15 protein-coding genes and 1 pseudogene are annotated in these 16,442 nt (G+C 60.6%); 8 read left to right on the top strand and 8 right to left on the bottom strand.

Translation table 11 applies throughout. The annotated features are described in order from the left end of the window. Positions 1-27: 27 nt before the first annotated feature. The 4 genes and pseudogenes from E3Z29_RS09510 to rpoE form a co-directional block, all read right to left on the bottom strand. Entirely contained in the window at positions 28-1,458 is a 1,431-nt protein-coding gene (locus E3Z29_RS09510; RefSeq protein ID WP_098967667.1) for a DegQ family serine endoprotease, read from the bottom strand. A 210-nt stretch (positions 1,459-1,668) separates the two neighbouring features. After that, positions 1,669-2,631: a MucB/RseB C-terminal domain-containing protein gene (locus tag E3Z29_RS09505; RefSeq protein WP_098967666.1), complete on the bottom strand. Its 963-nt coding sequence runs from the start codon at positions 2,629-2,631 to the stop codon at positions 1,669-1,671. An 8-nt stretch (positions 2,632-2,639) separates the two neighbouring features. Then, positions 2,640-3,228, bottom strand: a pseudogene (locus tag E3Z29_RS09500) (sigma-E factor negative regulatory protein). A 29-nt stretch (positions 3,229-3,257) separates the two neighbouring features. After that, complete coding sequence (gene rpoE, locus E3Z29_RS09495; RefSeq protein WP_003172477.1) at positions 3,258-3,839, bottom strand: RNA polymerase sigma factor RpoE; 582 nt, start codon at positions 3,837-3,839, stop codon at positions 3,258-3,260. Between the two features lie 558 nt (positions 3,840-4,397). Between rpoE and nadB the strand changes: the two genes are divergently transcribed. Next, positions 4,398-6,014, top strand: coding sequence for an L-aspartate oxidase (nadB, locus tag E3Z29_RS09490; RefSeq protein WP_098967664.1), 1,617 nt, complete (start codon positions 4,398-4,400; stop codon positions 6,012-6,014). On the opposite strand, the gene E3Z29_RS09485 is transcribed toward nadB, so the two are convergent. After that, a complete protein-coding gene (locus tag E3Z29_RS09485) occupies positions 5,983-6,435 on the bottom strand; it encodes a protein YgfX (protein WP_097086670.1) in 453 nt (150 codons plus the stop codon). The two genes, nadB and E3Z29_RS09485, sit on opposite strands and share 32 nt — an antisense overlap. Beyond that, the gene (locus E3Z29_RS09480; RefSeq protein WP_003222550.1) at positions 6,419-6,673 is read right to left on the bottom strand and encodes a succinate dehydrogenase assembly factor 2; all 255 of its coding nucleotides are present in this window, start codon (positions 6,671-6,673) and stop codon (positions 6,419-6,421) included. The genes E3Z29_RS09485 and E3Z29_RS09480 overlap by 17 nt, the downstream gene beginning before the upstream one ends. Positions 6,674-6,823: 150 nt before the next feature. Here E3Z29_RS09480 and E3Z29_RS09475 point away from each other — a divergent pair, with 150 nt between their 5' ends. Further along, entirely contained in the window at positions 6,824-7,765 is a 942-nt protein-coding gene (locus E3Z29_RS09475) for a folate-binding protein YgfZ (protein WP_134785623.1), read from the top strand. Between the two features lie 35 nt (positions 7,766-7,800). Then, entirely contained in the window at positions 7,801-8,622 is an 822-nt protein-coding gene (locus E3Z29_RS09470) for an HDOD domain-containing protein (protein WP_027614457.1), read from the top strand. 117 nt (positions 8,623-8,739) lie between these two features. On the opposite strand, the gene E3Z29_RS09465 is transcribed toward E3Z29_RS09470, so the two are convergent. Together E3Z29_RS09465 and E3Z29_RS09460 are read right to left on the bottom strand one after the other, a co-directional pair. After that, positions 8,740-10,125, bottom strand: coding sequence for a sensor histidine kinase (locus E3Z29_RS09465; RefSeq protein WP_096796597.1), 1,386 nt, complete (start codon positions 10,123-10,125; stop codon positions 8,740-8,742). Continuing rightward, positions 10,118-10,789, bottom strand: coding sequence for a response regulator (locus E3Z29_RS09460; RefSeq protein WP_003222545.1), 672 nt, complete (start codon positions 10,787-10,789; stop codon positions 10,118-10,120). Before E3Z29_RS09460 ends, E3Z29_RS09465 begins: the two co-directional genes overlap by 8 nt. Positions 10,790-11,023: 234 nt before the next feature. Between E3Z29_RS09460 and E3Z29_RS09455 the strand changes: the two genes are divergently transcribed. Genes E3Z29_RS09455 through E3Z29_RS09435 form a run of 5 tightly spaced genes read left to right on the top strand, consistent with a single transcriptional unit; the run spans position 11,024 to position 16,393 of the window. Then, a complete protein-coding gene (locus E3Z29_RS09455) occupies positions 11,024-12,316 on the top strand; it encodes an OprD family porin (RefSeq protein ID WP_134785622.1) in 1,293 nt (430 codons plus the stop codon). 39 nt (positions 12,317-12,355) lie between these two features. Next, entirely contained in the window at positions 12,356-13,333 is a 978-nt protein-coding gene (locus E3Z29_RS09450; protein WP_007963261.1) for a tripartite tricarboxylate transporter substrate binding protein, read from the top strand. A 58-nt stretch (positions 13,334-13,391) separates the two neighbouring features. Next, entirely contained in the window at positions 13,392-13,850 is a 459-nt protein-coding gene (locus E3Z29_RS09445) for a tripartite tricarboxylate transporter TctB family protein (RefSeq protein ID WP_134785621.1), read from the top strand. A gap of 1 nt (position 13,851) precedes the next feature. Next, positions 13,852-15,366, top strand: a complete 1,515-nt coding sequence (locus E3Z29_RS09440; RefSeq protein WP_098967659.1) for a tripartite tricarboxylate transporter permease — start codon at positions 13,852-13,854, stop codon at positions 15,364-15,366. Then, positions 15,359-16,393 carry an AbrB family transcriptional regulator gene (locus tag E3Z29_RS09435; RefSeq protein WP_027614451.1) on the top strand — a complete coding sequence of 345 codons (1,035 nt, stop codon included), beginning with the start codon at positions 15,359-15,361 and terminating at the stop codon, positions 16,391-16,393. The genes E3Z29_RS09440 and E3Z29_RS09435 overlap by 8 nt, the downstream gene beginning before the upstream one ends. Positions 16,394-16,442 lie beyond the last annotated feature (49 nt).

Raw genomic sequence — 16,442 nt, 5'->3', positions numbered from 1 at the left:
GGCGGTTTTTATTTCACCGCAACCGGGTTATTCAGCCAGTTTGAAGGTGATGAAGCTCGCGCGACCTTCACGCAGGACGCGCATCGACACCGAACGATTCTTCGGCAGCGCCTTGGCGATCTCGGCGAACTCTTTGGTGGAGCCAATGGCCTGGTTGTTGAGGTGAGTGATCACGTCACCCGGTTGCAGACCGATCAAAGCCGCAGGACCGTCCTGAACTTCCTTGATCACCACTCCGCCCTTGAGGTCGTAGGTTTTCTTCTGCTCAGCGGTCAGTTCCGCCACCGAAACACCGAGGCGGTTGCTGCTGCTTTCCGCACCCGACTTCGGCAGTGCAGCCAGCTCTTTGTCCTCATCCGGAATCGCACCGACAGTCAGCTCGACATTCTTGCGTTTGCCGTCACGGATCACTTCGAGGCTGGCCTTGGCGCCCGCTTTCAGCGCACCGACCAAGTGTGGCAGGTCGGCGGACATGACGATCGGCTGACCGTTCATGCTCAGGATCACGTCGCCCACTTGCAGGCCACCCTTGGCTGCCGGACCGTCATCCTGAATCTGCGCAACCAGCGCACCGGCCGGCTTATCAAGACCGAACGACTCGGCCAGATCCTTGTTCACTTCCTGGATGACCACGCCCAGCCAGCCGCGGCTGACTTTGCCACCGCTTTTCAGCTGATTGGAAACGTCCATCGCCACGTCGATCGGAATGGCGAACGACACACCCATGAAGCCACCGGAACGGGTGTAGATCTGCGAGTTGATCCCGACCACTTCACCGTTCAGGTTGAACAGCGGGCCACCGGAGTTACCCGGGTTGATCGGCACGTCGGTCTGGATGAACGGCACGTAGTTTTCGTTCGGCAGGCTACGGCCGACGGCGCTGACAATGCCTTGGGTCACAGTGTGGTCAAAGCCGAACGGAGAACCGATTGCCACGACCCACTGACCCGCCTTCAGGTCCTGGGACTTGCCGAGCTTGAGCACCGGCAGATCCTTGCCATCGATTTTCAGCAGGGCCACGTCGGAGCGAGGGTCGGTACCGATCAGCTTGGCTTTCATTTCACTGCGATCAGCCAGACGCACGAGGATTTCGTCGGCATCGGCAATCACATGGTTGTTGGTCAGGATGTAGCCATCGGAGGAAATGATGAAGCCCGAACCGAGCGATTGCGCTTCACGCTGACGATCGCCGCGCGGCGAACGCTGCTGAGGCGGCATGCCGCGCTCGAAGAACTCGCGCAACATCGGCGGCAAGCCTTCCAGGTCAGGCATCTGCTGGTTCACCTTGCGGTCCGGCAGCTTCTGCGTGGTACTGATGTTCACCACTGCAGGCGAGGCCTGTTCAACCAGTTGGGTGAAATCCGGCAGGTCGGCCGCCTGGGCAGCGGGGACAGCCTGACCCAGCACCAGCACGGTGGCGAAAATGGAGAGATAAGACTTCAAGCTAAGTATCGACATACAGCTCCCGTTACGACGAGCAGGGTTAAGCGATATGGAGCAAGGAACACCGGGAACCGCGGGCCGGTATTTTTGTTCCGGGAACAACAGACAAGGCCAGAGCCGTGAGGCTCTGACCTATAAAAAACTTTCGGGTGATTTGCAAATGAAAATGCTGAGCAAACATTTCATCTACGTCTCGAAGAAGAAGTGGAAATGACTGAAATCAGCTCACTGCTTGCTGGTTGCAGCGCCATCGTTGCGCATCGAAAGGGCAATCCTCTCGGCCGTGCCGATTGGAATTTCGCCGACCACCGTCACCATCATCTCACCCTCAGGCGTAGTGAGGCGGCGGGAAACTGCGACAGTCGGCCCCAACTGCGTGCGGGTATCGGTCACTGTTGCACCGTTCAACGGCTCAAGAAACACTGAAAACCGCGCCAGCCCGTCGTCATACATCAGGCTGCTGACTTGAGTTTTGGTTTCGGAATCTTTGTGTGAAGTACTGCTGGTCAGCACGAAACCCGGAGGCAGCCAGTCGGAATGCCAGACCTGAGCCGTTTTCACGGCAGACGCCTTGTCACTATCAATAGTGACGGCCTTGCACTCGGCGCCAGCTTGAAGGTCTTTGTCCGACGGGACATCAGCGGTATCGAGGCTGGTGAACTGGAAACGCTCGAGTAGCTGCCCTTTATCGTTGAGCAACAACGACTTCAGTGGCAATCCGGTCTGTTTATCCAGATGCAGTTCGAAACCATAACGATGCTGGTCGCGAGGCGTCAACGATACGATGACCGCATCACGCCCGGCCACGCGCGACTTGCCGATGACGGCAAGCTCATACCAGTTTTTCAGCTTTTGGGGATCAAGCGAACGAGCGGTCGAGTTGGGAGAGTCTCCCAACCCCGCAATCAGAGTGCCGCTGACGCATTGAGTATGCCCATCAACACGCACGACTTCCTGAGCCGAGCCGTCGAGCTGAAGTAAACGCTCGCGGACCTGACCACTCTGAACACGATGCCAGATATTGTGGGTAGAAAAACTACCGTTACGCTCGTATACGAAAGTGCCTTGAAAGCTTTGCTGCTGCTCGGCCTGACCCAGGCGGATCAACCAGTCCTGGGCCTCGTCGGCATGGGCTGGAACAATGAACCAGCCGCTAAGCAGAAGCGAAAGTAGAGGTATGGCGCGCATGATCCTCCTTAACGGTTTTCCATGCTTGCTGCACGCGCATAAGGCAGAGCGCTTTCAGTACCTTTCAATGCAGCTTGCTGGGCATGCTGACGCAGATAGCCTGGCAGACGCTGATCGTGCCAGCCTGGCTGACCTTGCAGGACGCCATTGGCCATCGGGCCTGTGGTTTCCGAGCTTTCTTTGTAGCCTGCCAGAACAGCCGGGCCTTTGACCTGAGGCGCAACCAGCGAAGGCTGATTGGACTGCTGGGCCAGTTCGACGCCAGCGATTTCGTCCTGGTTGTACAGGCGCACACCAGCCAGTACCGCAACGGTCACCGAAGCCGCAACGGCCAGACGACCCAGATTGCGCCAAGGGCCGCGGGATACTTTGGCTGGAGCCGTTTCGTCTTCCAGCGCAGCAGGAAACTGCCGCAGCAATGTCCAGACGCGGAAGCAGCAGATCCTTGTGCATGGCTGCCCGAGCGATCTGATAACGAGCCCAGGTCTCACGGGTTTCAACATCGTCCAGTGCATTGATCACTCGACGCAATTCCAGTTCGTCCGCTTCGTTATCCATCACTGCGGACAGCGATTCCTGCAGGGCTTCACGACTCATGGCGTCCTCTCTTGGCTGTCGCCGCTGTCTCAGTTTTCCTGCAACAACGGCTGCAGGGCTTTATCGATGGCCTCCCGGGCGCGGAAAATCCGGGAGCGCACGGTACCCACCGGACACTGCATGACGCTCGCAATGTCCTCGTAACTCAGACCATCGAATTCACGTAAAGTTAAAGCCGTACGTAAATCCTCTGGCAGTTGCTGAATGGTTCGATGGACGGTGCCTTCGATCTCATCCCGCAGCAAAGCGCGTTCCGGCGATTCGAGATCCTTCAGGCCGTGATCGCCGTCGTAGAACTCTGCGTCTTCAGAACTTACATCGCTATCCGGCGGCCGGCGGCCGCGTGAAACCAGATAGTTCTTTGCCGTGTTGATGGCAATGCGGTAAAGCCACGTATAGAACGCGCTGTCTCCGCGAAAGTTTCCTAGCGCTCGGTAGGCCTTGATAAAGGCTTCCTGAGCCACATCCTGGGCTTCATGGGTGTCGTGCACGAAACGCACGATCAACCCGAGAATTTTGTGCTGATATTTCAGCACCAGCAGATCGAAAGCTCGCTTGTCGCCACGCTGAACGCGCTCGACCAGCTGCTGATCCTCTTCCTGGGTTAGCATGAACACTCCTCGATAAGCATGGAGGAGGCTTGCATAACTAAACGACCAGACTTGCAAACATAGACTCGGGCTTTTCGCAAAAGTTCTCCCCCTCCAGGCAAGTTTCCTGCGGGCTCTGATTTGGCACGCACGAAAAACGCAGCGCGGGATAAACCGGCTGCGCGAATAATCTTGTCATCGGTTCGCCGGCAAAAACCCAATCGCAGGTTCTGCATTGAAGCCGACACTGTCCCGTGCTTCTGGCAACTGACTATTGATCTTGGGCCTCTGGCAAAAGTTCCAATTATTTATAGCCGTGCTGAAGCGACATTGAGCAACCGCGTGCTGAAAAAGCCTGTTTCATCCTCGATACAGTCGCCTTTTCCCAAAACGACAGAAAAAAACGTCCGACGAAACGTCAAGCTTTTGTCGTCACAGTAGTTTCACAATGCCATACGAGCTCGGCTATTGTGCCGCTCCACCCCTCTATATACTAGTGGGCTGTGTGGCTGTCTTGACTCGCCGATCCAGCTGTCCTGCGCCACCCCCGATCCGGGTCGCTTTGAGCGGAATCCTGAAATGAGCCAACAGTTTCAACACGATGTTCTGGTGATTGGCAGCGGCGCTGCCGGTTTGAGTCTCGCGCTGACCTTGCCGGGTCATTTGCGCATTGCCGTATTGAGCAAAGGTGATCTGGCCAACGGCTCGACTTATTGGGCCCAGGGCGGCGTCGCTGCCGTGCTGGACGATACCGATACTGTCGAATCCCACGTCGACGACACCCTGAACGCCGGCGGCGGTCTGTGCCATGAAGACGCGGTGCGTTTTACCGTCGAGCACAGCCGCGAAGCCATCCAGTGGCTGATCGACCAGGGCGTGCCGTTCACCCGCGACGAACAGTCCGGCACCGAAGACGGCGGTTTCGAATTCCACCTGACTCGCGAAGGCGGCCACAGCCATCGACGCATCATCCATGCCGCCGACGCAACCGGCGCAGCGATTTTCACCACCCTCCTCGCCCAAGCCAGAGAACGCAGCAACATCGAACTGCTGGAGCAGCGAGTTGCCGTTGATCTGATCACCGAACGCCGTCTGGGCATGAGTGGCGAGCGCTGCCTCGGCGCCTATGTGCTGAATCGCGCGACCGGCGAAGTCGACACCTACGGCGCACGCTTCGTGATCCTCGCGTCCGGCGGCGCCGCCAAGGTCTACCTCTATACCAGTAACCCCGACGGCGCTTGCGGTGACGGCATCGCCATGGCCTGGCGCTCGGGCTGCCGAGTGGCGAACCTGGAATTCAACCAGTTCCACCCTACGTGCCTGTATCACCCGCAGGCCAAGAGTTTCCTGATCACTGAAGCCTTGCGTGGCGAAGGCGCGCACCTGAAGCTGCCCAACGGCGAACGGTTCATGCCGCGCTTCGACAAACGTGCCGAACTGGCGCCACGCGACATCGTCGCCCGCGCCATCGACCATGAAATGAAGCGGCTGGGCGTCGACTGCGTCTATCTCGACATCAGCCACAAGCCTGAAGCCTTCATCAAAAACCACTTCCCGACCGTCTACGAACGTTGCCTGGGTTTCGGCATCGACATCACCAAGCAGCCGATTCCGGTCGTACCGGCAGCGCACTACACCTGTGGTGGCGTGATGGTTGACCAGCACGGTCGTACCGACGTGCCGGGGCTGTACGCCATCGGCGAAACCAGCTTCACCGGCCTGCACGGGGCCAACCGCATGGCCAGCAACTCGCTGCTCGAATGCTTCGTTTATGCCCGCTCGGCGGCTGCGGATATTCTTGCGCAACTGGATGACGTCACCGCGCCAACCGCCCTGCCCGAGTGGGACGCCAGCCAGGTCACCGATTCCGACGAGGACGTGATCATCGCCCACAACTGGGACGAGCTGCGCCGCTTCATGTGGGACTACGTGGGGATCGTGCGCACCAATAAGCGCCTGCAACGAGCGCAGCACCGCGTGCGTCTGTTGCTGGACGAGATCGACGAGTTCTACAGCAACTATAAAGTCAGCCGCGACCTGATCGAGCTGCGTAATCTGGCGCAAGTCGCCGAACTGATGATCTGCTCTGCCATGGAGCGCAAGGAAAGTCGCGGTCTGCATTACACCCTCGACTACCCGAACCTGCTGCCCGAGGCGCTCGACACTATTCTGGTGCCGCCCACCTACGCCGGCTGAACTTGAGCCGCACTCGCAGGCGTCGGTGCACATCCGCTGCCTGCGAGTCTCGCGGTACACAGATCGAGCGCACCCGCCGCTCCCCGCGCAAACGAAAGCGCAGCACCACGATCAACGGCAACGCCAGGCTGTCAGGGCGCAGCTGGACTGCTTGCCAGCCGCCCGCCTGATTCCACAATTGCCAGCCATCGGCATCGCGGCGCAATCGGCAAAAAGCCTGCGGATGCGTCAGCAGAATCTGCCGTGGCAACACCCACACGGCGTGCAGCAGACAGGCGAAGGCCCCGAGCAGACAGGCCCAGAGTGGAATCGACAGGAGAAACAACACACCCAGCGCGAACGCCTGGGTCAACAGATACGCCGCCAGCAACTGCCGAGAGGCATGCCAGCGGCATTCGAACGTATTACTTGGGCTGAACACGGTCCAGGATCATCCGGACCATGCGCTGCAGCTCAGGGTCTTCGGACTCACTGCGCTCCATGAACCAGCCGAACATGTCCTGATCCTCACAGGTCAGCAGACGGACATACAAGTCGCGATCGACCTGGTTGAGGTGCGGATAGACCTCTTTCACGAACGGCACCAGCAGTACGTCAAGTTCCAGCATGCCGCGGCGGCTGTGCCAGAAGAGGCGATTGAGTTCAACTTGTTCGACCATGGAGCCCTCCTCAAATAGGCGCGCAGTATACAGCCCCGGCGCGGGTCGCACAGTCGGCTTTGGTCGGGCACCACCGATCCTTTATCAACTACCCATTTCAACAACGCGCCCTTATGATGTGCCCCAGACTTTTTTACCCTGCGATGACCCATGGCCGATTCTGCTTTTTTCTGCACCCTGTCTCATGAAGGCGTACTCGCGGTTCGCGGCGTGGATGCCGGCAAATTCCTGCAAGGCCAATTGACCTGCAACATCAATTACCTCAGCGACAGCCAGGCCAGCCTGGGCGCGCGCTGCACGCAAAAAGGCCGGATGCAGTCGAGCTTCCGCATTCTGCTCGAAGGTGACGGCGTGCTGCTGGCAATGGCCAGTGAACTGCTGGAGCCGCAACTGGCGGATCTGAAAAAGTACGCGGTGTTCTCCAAGTCCAAACTGACCGACGAAAGCGCCGCCTGGGTGCGTTTTGGCCTGGAGCACGGCGACGCCGCGTTGGCCAGCCTGGGTCTGAGCCTGCCAAGCGAAACCGACAGCGTAGTGCGCAGCGCAGGCCTGATCGCTATTCGCGTCTCGCCGGATCGCGCCGAACTCTGGGTACCGGCCGATCAAGCCGACGCCATCAAAGCCAAGTTGGCCACCGCCCTGCCTGAAGGCGAATTGAACCAATGGCTGCTGGGGCAGATTCGCGCCGGTATCGGTCAGGTCATGCCGACCACCCGCGAGTTGTTCATCCCACAGATGCTCAACCTGCAGGCCGTCGGTGGCGTGAGTTTCAAGAAAGGTTGCTACACCGGCCAGGAAATCGTCGCGCGCATGCAGTACCTGGGCAAACTCAAGCGTCGCCTCTATCGCGTAGAACTTGACGCGACTGAACTGCCAGAGCCGGGCACCCCGCTGTTCGCCCCAAGCCACAGCAGCGCCATCGGCGAAGTGGTGATTGCCGCCCGCGCCGCAGAAAAGATTGAACTGCTGGCGGTGTTGCAGGCCGAAGCTGCCGAAGCGGGTGATCTGCACCTGGGCGACCTCGAAGGGCCAGCCCTGCATTTGCTCGACCTGCCCTACGAACTGGATCGCGACCGCGAAATCCAGCGCTGATCGCAGCTTTTGTTGCAACACCCTAGAGAATCTACATGAGCGAGCTGGCGGATAAGGTCCAACAGGATTTGGTTGAGGCCATCGATAACGATGACCTGGTTCTGCCAACATTACCGGAAGTGGCCCTGCAAATTCGCAAGGCTGCCGAAGACCCGGAGATCAGTGTCAGCGACCTGAGCAAAGTGATTGGCCGCGACACGGCGCTGTCGGCACGCCTGATCAAAGTGGTCAACAGCCCGTTGCTGCGCGCGACCCAGGAAGTCACCGACCTGCACACCGCGATCACCCGACTGGGAGTGAACTACAGCAGCAACCTGGCGATCGGTCTGGTGATGGAACAGATCTTCCACGCCCGCTCCGAGGTGGTCGAACAGAAGATGCGCGAAGTCTGGCGCAAGAGCCTGGAGATCGCCGGCGTCAGCTACGCCCTGTGCCGTCGGCACACCCAACTCAAACCTGATCAGGCGGCGTTGGGCGGGCTGGTGCATCAGATCGGCGTATTGCCGATCCTGACCTACGCCGAAGATCACTACGAACTGCTGTCAGACCCGGTCAGCCTCAACCATGTGATCGACCACATTCACCCGCTGCTGGGCGACAAGCTGTTGCGGGTCTGGGAATTTCCCGAGCAACTGGTGGCGTTGCCGGGGCTGTATCTGGATTTCAAACGCGACTCGGCGCACCTCGATTACGTCGATCTGGTGCAGGTGGCGAGTCTGTATTGTCACAAGGACAGCGATCATCCGATTGCGCGGATTGACCCACTCAGCGTGCCGGCGTTCAGGAAGCTTGGGATCGATCCGGAGAACAAGGAGTTGTGCGCGGATCTGGAAGAATCGCGGACGATGTTTTACTGATCCGGAACCGCGGCGCGGCCTTCGCGAGCAAGCCCGCTCCCACAGGGGATTTGTGTACGGCGTGGACCCCCTGTGGGAGCGGGCTTGCTCGCGAAGAGGCCCGCACCAACACCACATTTATCCAGCAATAAAACTCACCCGAACCTTCAAACCGGCCTGTTCTCCATCGTGCAAGGTGATCTGCGCCAGATGCGCCCGGCAGATCTCTCCGACAATCGCCAGACCCAACCCTGACCCCGCGACCTGCTGATTGCGCCGATAGAAGCGTTCAAACACCCGATCACGCTCCTCCAGCGGAATCCCCGGCCCGTCATCTTCAACTTCAAGCACCGCCGGCGCCGCGACCCGCAGAATCACGTTGCCGCCCGGTGGCGTATGCGCCAGCGCGTTGTCCACCAGATTGCTCAGCAGCTCATTGAGCAACGTCGGCTCACCGCGCAGCCACACCGGCTCATCCGCCTCCAGAGCCAGCGCGACTCCGCGCGCATGAGCCAACGGCGCCATGGCCATGCCCAGTTCGCGGGCCAACTGACTCAGATCGAGCAGTTGCGCGCCGCCCTCGGCAATCGCCCGGGCACCGTTTTCCACCCGCGCCAGCGACAGCAGTTGATTGGCCAGATGGGTCAGGCGATCAGTGCTTTGCGCAGAGGATTCCAGCGTGCTGCGCCAGGTTTCCGCTTCAGACGAACGCAGCCCCAGTTCCAGCCGCGCCTTCAACGCCGCCAGTGGCGTGCGCAGTTCGTGGGCGGCATCGGCGATGAACTGCGCCTGCCGCTCGAACTGCCCGCGCAAGCGTTCGGTGAAGTGATTGAGCGCGCGCACCAGCGGCCACAATTCATGTTGCACTTCCACCAGCGGCAGCGGCCGCAAATCATCCGGCTGACGCTCCTCCACCGCCGTGCGCAAACGCTCCAGCGGGCGCAGCGCGGCACTCACCGCGAACCACACCAGCAAGAGGGCGCCGATCGCGAGCATGCCCAGACGCAGCAGCGTATCGGCCGCCAGACTGCGGGCCATGCTGACCCGCGCCTCATCGGTTTCCGCGACACGGATTTCCGCCATGCCATTCATGTTCGGCTCGGTGACCGCTTTGAGCAGGCTGACCACGCGCACGTTCTGCCCGCGATAGGTCGCGTTATAGAAGCGCGCGAGCGCTGGATAATCGTCAGTTCTTGGCGTACCGGGTGGTGGTCCGGGCAGGTTTTCGTAGCCGGAAATCAGCTTCTGGTGAATGTCGTTGACCTGGTAGTAAATCCGCCCGGCGCTGTCGTAAGCGAAGGTGTCCAGCGCCACGTAGGGCACGTCGGCGCTGAGCGTGCCGTCGCGCTGCGACAGGCCGGCGGCAATGGTTCGCGCCGAGGCCAAAAGGGTTCGGTCGTAAGCCGTGTCGGCAGCTTCGCGCCCGTTCCAGTATGCGCTCAGACCACTGGCGAGCATCAACACCACCAGCAACAACGCGAGGTTCCACAGCAACCGCCAGCGCAGGCTGCTGGGCTTATGCATCGCGGCTTTCCAGCAAGTAACCAAGGCCACGGAAGGTCACGATCGCCACCGGTTGGCCGTCGAGTTTCTTGCGCAGACGATGCACGTAGATTTCGATGGCATCGGGGCTGGCTTCTTCGTCGAGACCGAACACCTGTGCGGCGAGTTGCTCCTTGCTCATCACCCGGCCCGGGCGGGCGATCAACGCTTCGAGCACGGCTTGTTCGCGGGAGGTCAGAGTCAGCAGTTCTTCGCCGAGACTGAAGCGCCGGGTGTCGAGATCGTAGGCCAGCACGCCGCAGCGCTGCTGACGCTCGCCACCGAGCACACTGCGCCGCAACAGGGCTTTGACCCGGGCTTCGAGCTCGGTCAGTTCGAACGGTTTGGCCAGGTAATCGTCAGCGCCGAGATTCAAGCCGTGTACGCGGTCCTTCACATCGCTGCGCGCTGTCAGCATCAACACCGGCAGGTTCTTGCCACGTGCGCGCAGGCGCGCCAGCACCTCGAAACCGTCCATGCGCGGCAGGCCGACATCGAGGATCGCCATCGCGTATTCCTCGCTGCCCAGCGCCAGGTCGGCGGCCACGCCATCGTGCAACACGTCCACGGTCAGACCGGTGCTCTTGAGCGCCTGGGCGACGCTTTCGGCCAGTTGCAAATGGTCTTCGACGAGCAGAACACGCATGGATCTCTACCTCATTCAGGGATGGCCGACGCCATTCTTTGCCGCGGAGTTTACAGCCGCAACCGCCGCTGTGAAGCCCGAAACCCGCGAAATCCAGCTGAAAGGTTAGTGAAAGGTTAGCCCGTTAGAGTCCGGTCACGGACAGTTTCGACTGCCGTCGCTGCTGCCACACAGCGATACGAAAAACGCCTCGAGCGTTTTCGACCAATAAGAACAATAACGGAGTACACCCGCATGCCGTCCTTGCAGACCAAGGCTTCTACGCCTGTTCGTCCTTCTCGTTTGCGCCACGCCACCCTCGCCAGCACCGCTGCCCTAGCCGGTTTCTCACCGTTGAGCTACGCCGACTTCATCAAAGACAGTTCCGCCACCTTCGAAACCCGCAACATGTACTTCAACCGCGACTTTCGCGACGGCACCAGTGCCCAGCAAAGCAAGCGTGATGAATGGGCGCAGGGTTTCATGCTCAACCTGCAATCGGGTTACACCGACGGCACCGTGGGCTTCGGTGTCGATGCGCTGGGCATGCTCGGGGTCAAACTTGATTCGAGCCCGGATCGTACCGGCACCGGCCTGTTGCCGACCCACGATGACGGGCGCGCGGCGAGCGAATACTCGAAAGTCGGCCTGACCGGCAAAGTGAAAATCTCCGCCACCGAACTGAAAATCGGCAGCCTGATTCCCGAACTGCCGATCCTCAAACCGAATGACGGGCGCATCCTGCCGCAGACGTTCGAAGGTGGTTTGCTGACCTCCAAAGAGATCAAGAACCTGACCTTCACCGGCGGGCGTCTGGAGAAAGCCAAGGATCGCGACAGCACCGATTTCGAGGACATCGCCCTCAACAACAAGAACAGCCGCTTCGCTGGCACCGTGGCCGGCAAGCATTTCGATTTTGCCGGCGTGGACTACAAGTTCACCGACAAGATCACCGGCAGTTACCACTTCGCCCAGCTCGACGAAGTCTATAACCAGCACTTCTTCGGTCTGGTCGCCTCGCGGCCGATGGGCCCGGGCACCTTCGCCACTGACCTGCGCTTTGCGGTCAGTGACGATCAGGGCGCGGCCCGTGGTGGCGAGATCGACAACCGCTCGCTCAACGGTCTGGTCAGCTACGCCCTGAGCGGCCACAAGTTCACCGCCGGTTATCAGCACATGTCCGGCGACAGCGCGTTCCCCTATGTCGATGGCAGCGACCCGTACCTGGTCAACTTCGTGCAGATCAACGACTTCGCCGGCGCCGAAGAACGCTCCTGGCAGGCGCGTTACGATTTCGACTTCGCCCGCCTCGGCATCCCTGGCTTGTCGTTCATGAGCCGTTACCTGAGCGGTGACAACATCAAGCTCAAGAATGGCGAAGAAGGCAAAGAGTGGGAGCGCAACACCGAGATCAAATATGTAGTACAAAGCGGCGCCCTGAAGGACGTTGCCGTACGCCTGCGTAATGCCACCTACCGTTCCAACTACTCCGCTCGCGATGCCGATGAAGTGCGTCTGCTGGTGAGCTATAGCGTTGCCCTTTGGTAATTCAGTACGTCCATAACAACAACTCCCAAGGAGACATAGATGAACTTATCACTGCGTAAAGTTGCTCTGGCCGCTGGCGTCATGCTGTTCGCCGGCCAATTGATGGCCGAACCGAAACGTCCGGAATGCATCGCCCCGGCCTCCCCCGGCGGCGGTTTCGACCTGACCTGCAAACTGGCGCAAAGCGCGCTGGTCAATGAAAAACTGCTGACCAAACCGATGCGCGTGACCTACATGCCCGGCGGTGTCGGTGCGGTGGCGTACAACGCGGTCGTCGCCCAGCGCCCGGCCGATGCCGGCACGCTGGTGGCGTGGTCCAGCGGTTCGTTGCTGAACCTGGCGCAAGGCAAGTTCGGTCGTTTCGACGAGACCAACGTGCGCTGGCTGGCCGCCGTCGGCACCAGTTACGGCGCCATCGCGGTGAAGAGCGATTCGCCCTACAAGACCCTCGACGATCTGGTCAAAGCCTTGAAGAAAGATCCGAGCTCCGTGGTGATCGGTTCCGGCGGCACCGTCGGCAGCCAGGACTGGATGCAGACCGCACTGATCGCCAAGGCTGCCGGGATCAACCCGCGTGACCTGCGTTACGTCGCCCTCGAAGGCGGCGGCGAAATCGCTACTGCACTGCTCGGCGGTCACATCCAGGTGGGTAGTACCGACATCTCCGACTCCATGCCGCATATCCAGAGCGGTGACATGCGGCTGCTCGCGGTGTTCGCCGATAAACGCATCGACGAACCGGAAATGAAAGACATCCCGACCGCGCGCGAGCAGGGCTACGACATCGTCTGGCCGGTGGTGCGCGGTTTCTACCTCGGGCCAAAAGTCAGCGACGAAGACTACGCCTGGTGGAAAGACGCCTTCGACAAACTGCTGGCCTCGGACGACTTCGCCAAGCTGCGCGATCAACGTGAACTGTTCCCGTTCGCCATGACCGGCCCGGAGCTGGACACCTACGTGAAGAAGCAGGTCGCGGACTACAAAGTGCTGGCCAAAGAGTTCGGCCTGATTCAGTGATCGTCTCTGTCTAGCGGCTGCGGCCTCGCGCATCGAGGCCTCGGCACAGGAGTTTCCCATGCTCTTACAACGCATTTTCGCCTCGGTGCTATTGCTGGCCTGCGTCGGCCTGGCGCTGATGGCGTGGCCGTATCAAGCGGCTTTCTCTTACGAACCGGTCGGCCCGCGCGCCTTTCCTCTGCTGATGCTCGGCCTGATGGGCCTGGCGCTGCTGTACATGGTGTTCCGCCCGGCACCGATCAAACACAGCGAAGACGAGCCGCCGCTGGATCGCCAAACCCTGACCAAGATCGGCATCTGCGTGCTGTTGCTGCTGGTGTTCGCCGGCCTGTTCGAACCGCTGGGCTTCATCCTCAGCAGCATCCTGATCGGCATCCCGATGGCGCGCCTGTATGGCGGTCGCTGGTTGCCAAGCATTGTGGTCACGACATTGATGGCCATCGGTCTGTACCTGCTGTTCGACCGTCTGATGGACGTTCCGCTGCCGCTGGGCCTGCTCGACGTTCTGGAGAACTGATATGGATACTCTCGGTTATTTGGGTCAGGGCTTCGGCGTCGCGCTGAGCCCGTACAACCTGGTCACGGCCTTGACCGGCACGCTGATCGGCACCGTGGTCGGGCTGTTGCCGGGCCTGGGTCCGATCAATGGTGTGGCCCTGCTGATCCCGATCGCCTTCGCCCTCGGCCTGCCACCGGAGTCGGCGCTGATTCTGCTGGCGGCGGTGTATCTGGGCTGCGAATACGGCGGGCGGATCAGCTCGATCCTGCTGAACATTCCGGGCGAAGCCTCCACCGTGATGACCACCCTCGACGGCTATCCGATGGCGCGTCAGGGTCTGGCCGGTGTCGCGCTGTCGCTGTCAGCATGGAGTTCGTTCATCGGTGCGTTCATCGCCACCTGCGGCATGGTGCTGTTCGCCCCGTTACTGGCGAAATGGGCGATTGCCTTCGGCCCGGCGGAATACTTCGTGTTGATGGTGTTCGCGATTGTCTGCCTTGGCGGCATGGCCGGTGATCGTCCGCTGAAGACTTTTATTGCGGCGCTGATCGGGCTGTTTCTGTCGACCGTTGGCATCGACGCCAACAGCGGCGTATACCGCTTCACCGGCGACAACATTCACCTGACCGACGGCATCCAGTTCGTGGTGCTGGTGCTGGGGCTGTTCTCGGTCAGTGAAATCCTCCTGCTGCTGGAAAAAACCCATCGCGGTCAGGAAGCGGTGAAAGCCACCGGGCGCATGATGTTCAACTTCAAGGAAGCGGCGTCGGTGTTCGTGGTGAACATACGTTGCGGCCTGCTGGGTTTCATCATGGGCGTGTTGCCGGGTGCCGGCGCGACGTTGGCCAGTGCCGTGGCCTACATGACCGAAAAACGCATCGCCGGTACCGGCGGCAAATTCGGTCAGGGTGACGCCCGTGGCCTCGCCGCTCCGGAAACCGCCATCGGCGCTTCGGCCTGCGGCGCACTGGTGCCGATGCTGACCCTCGGCGTACCCGGTTCGGGCACCACCGCCGTGATGATCGGCGCGCTGTCGCTGTACAACATCACCCCGGGGCCGCTGCTGTTCCAACAGCAACCGGACATCGTCTGGGGCCTGATCGCGTCGTTGTTCATCGCCAACATCATGCTGGTAATCCTGAATATCCCGATGATCCGCATCTTCACCCGCATCCTCGCCGTGCCGAACTGGGCACTGGTGCCGGTGATCGCGATCATCACCGGAATCGGTGTGTATGCGGTGCATGCGACCACCTTCGACCTGTTCCTGATGGTCGGCATCGGCATCTTCGGTTACATCCTGCGCAAACTGGATTTCCCGTTGTCGCCGGTGCTTCTGGGGTTCATTCTCGGCGGGCTGATGGAGCAGAACCTGCGTCGTGCGCTGTCGATTTCCAACGGTGCGCTGGAAATCCTCTGGTCGAGCCCGATCACTTTCGGCGTGTGGATCCTGACCGCGATCATGTTGCTGATGCCGCTGCTGCGCATCTGGCGCAAACGTGCGGCGGCGCAACGCGCCATCGCCGATGTCTGATCGCTCCTCCCTCAGAAGCTGGTGGGCCACCCCGCTGGTCGGTCTGCTTGGCGGTTTTATCGCCAGCCAGATCGGCTGGCCACTGCCGTGGATGGTCGGCTCGTTGCTGGCGATCATCCTCGTGCGCTGCCTGACCCCGTGGCAACTCACGGAAATCCCCGGAGGGCGTAAATGCGGCCAATGGATTGTCGGCATCGGCATCGGCCTGCATTTCACCCCGTTGGTGATGGAGCAGGTGCTGAGTCATTTCGGATTGATCTTCTTCGGTGCCCTGGTCACCAGCCTGTCGGCGGTGGTCGGCGTGTGGTTGATGCGCCGTACCGGCGAGGATCGTGCCACGGCATTTTTCTCGAGCATGCCCGGTGGCTCAGGTGAGATGGTTAACCTCGGCGCACGCAATGGCGCGCTGCTCAGTCATGTCGCGGCGGGGCAGAGTCTGCGGGTGCTGGTGGTGGTGCTGTGCGTGCCGGCCGCGTTCAAGTATCTGCTGGGCGACGGCACACCGATTTCCCACGCCGGCAACGTCGATTGGCGCTGGCTGGCGATTCTGTTTCCCACGGGCGCCCTGCTCGCCTGGCTCTGGCAGCGTTTGCGTCAGCCCAATCCGTGGCTGTTCGGGCCGCTGCTGGTCAGTGCCACGGTGAGCATTGCCTGGGATTTGCACATCGGCCTGCCGGACGGTGGAAGCCAGATCGGCCAGTGGCTGATCGGCAGCGGCCTGGGCTGTCACTTCAACCGACAGTTCTTCCGCCGCGCGCCGTCATTCATGGGGCGTACATTGATCGGCACGGCGCTGACCATGTTGATCGCGACCTTGGCGGCTTTAGGTTTGAGTGCACTGACCCATCTGGATCTGCGTTCGCTGACGTTGGGCATGATGCCCGGGGGGATTGCCGAGATGAGCCTGACGGCGGAGACCCTGCAACTGTCGGTGCCGCTGGTGACGGCGATGCAGGTGATGCGGCTGCTGTTTGTACTGTTTCTGGCGGAGCCGTTGTTCAAGTACTGGAACCGTAATCCCGAGTAACACTGATATACCGAGTTGCCTTCTTCGCGAGCAAGCCCGCTCCCACATT

Source organism: Pseudomonas sp. S150, assembly GCF_004526365.1.
In the GTDB taxonomy this organism is placed as follows: domain Bacteria; phylum Pseudomonadota; class Gammaproteobacteria; order Pseudomonadales; family Pseudomonadaceae; genus Aquipseudomonas; species Aquipseudomonas putida_A.
The sequence above is the reverse complement of the archived record's forward strand: the minus strand, read 5'-3'. Positions and strand labels throughout refer to the sequence as shown.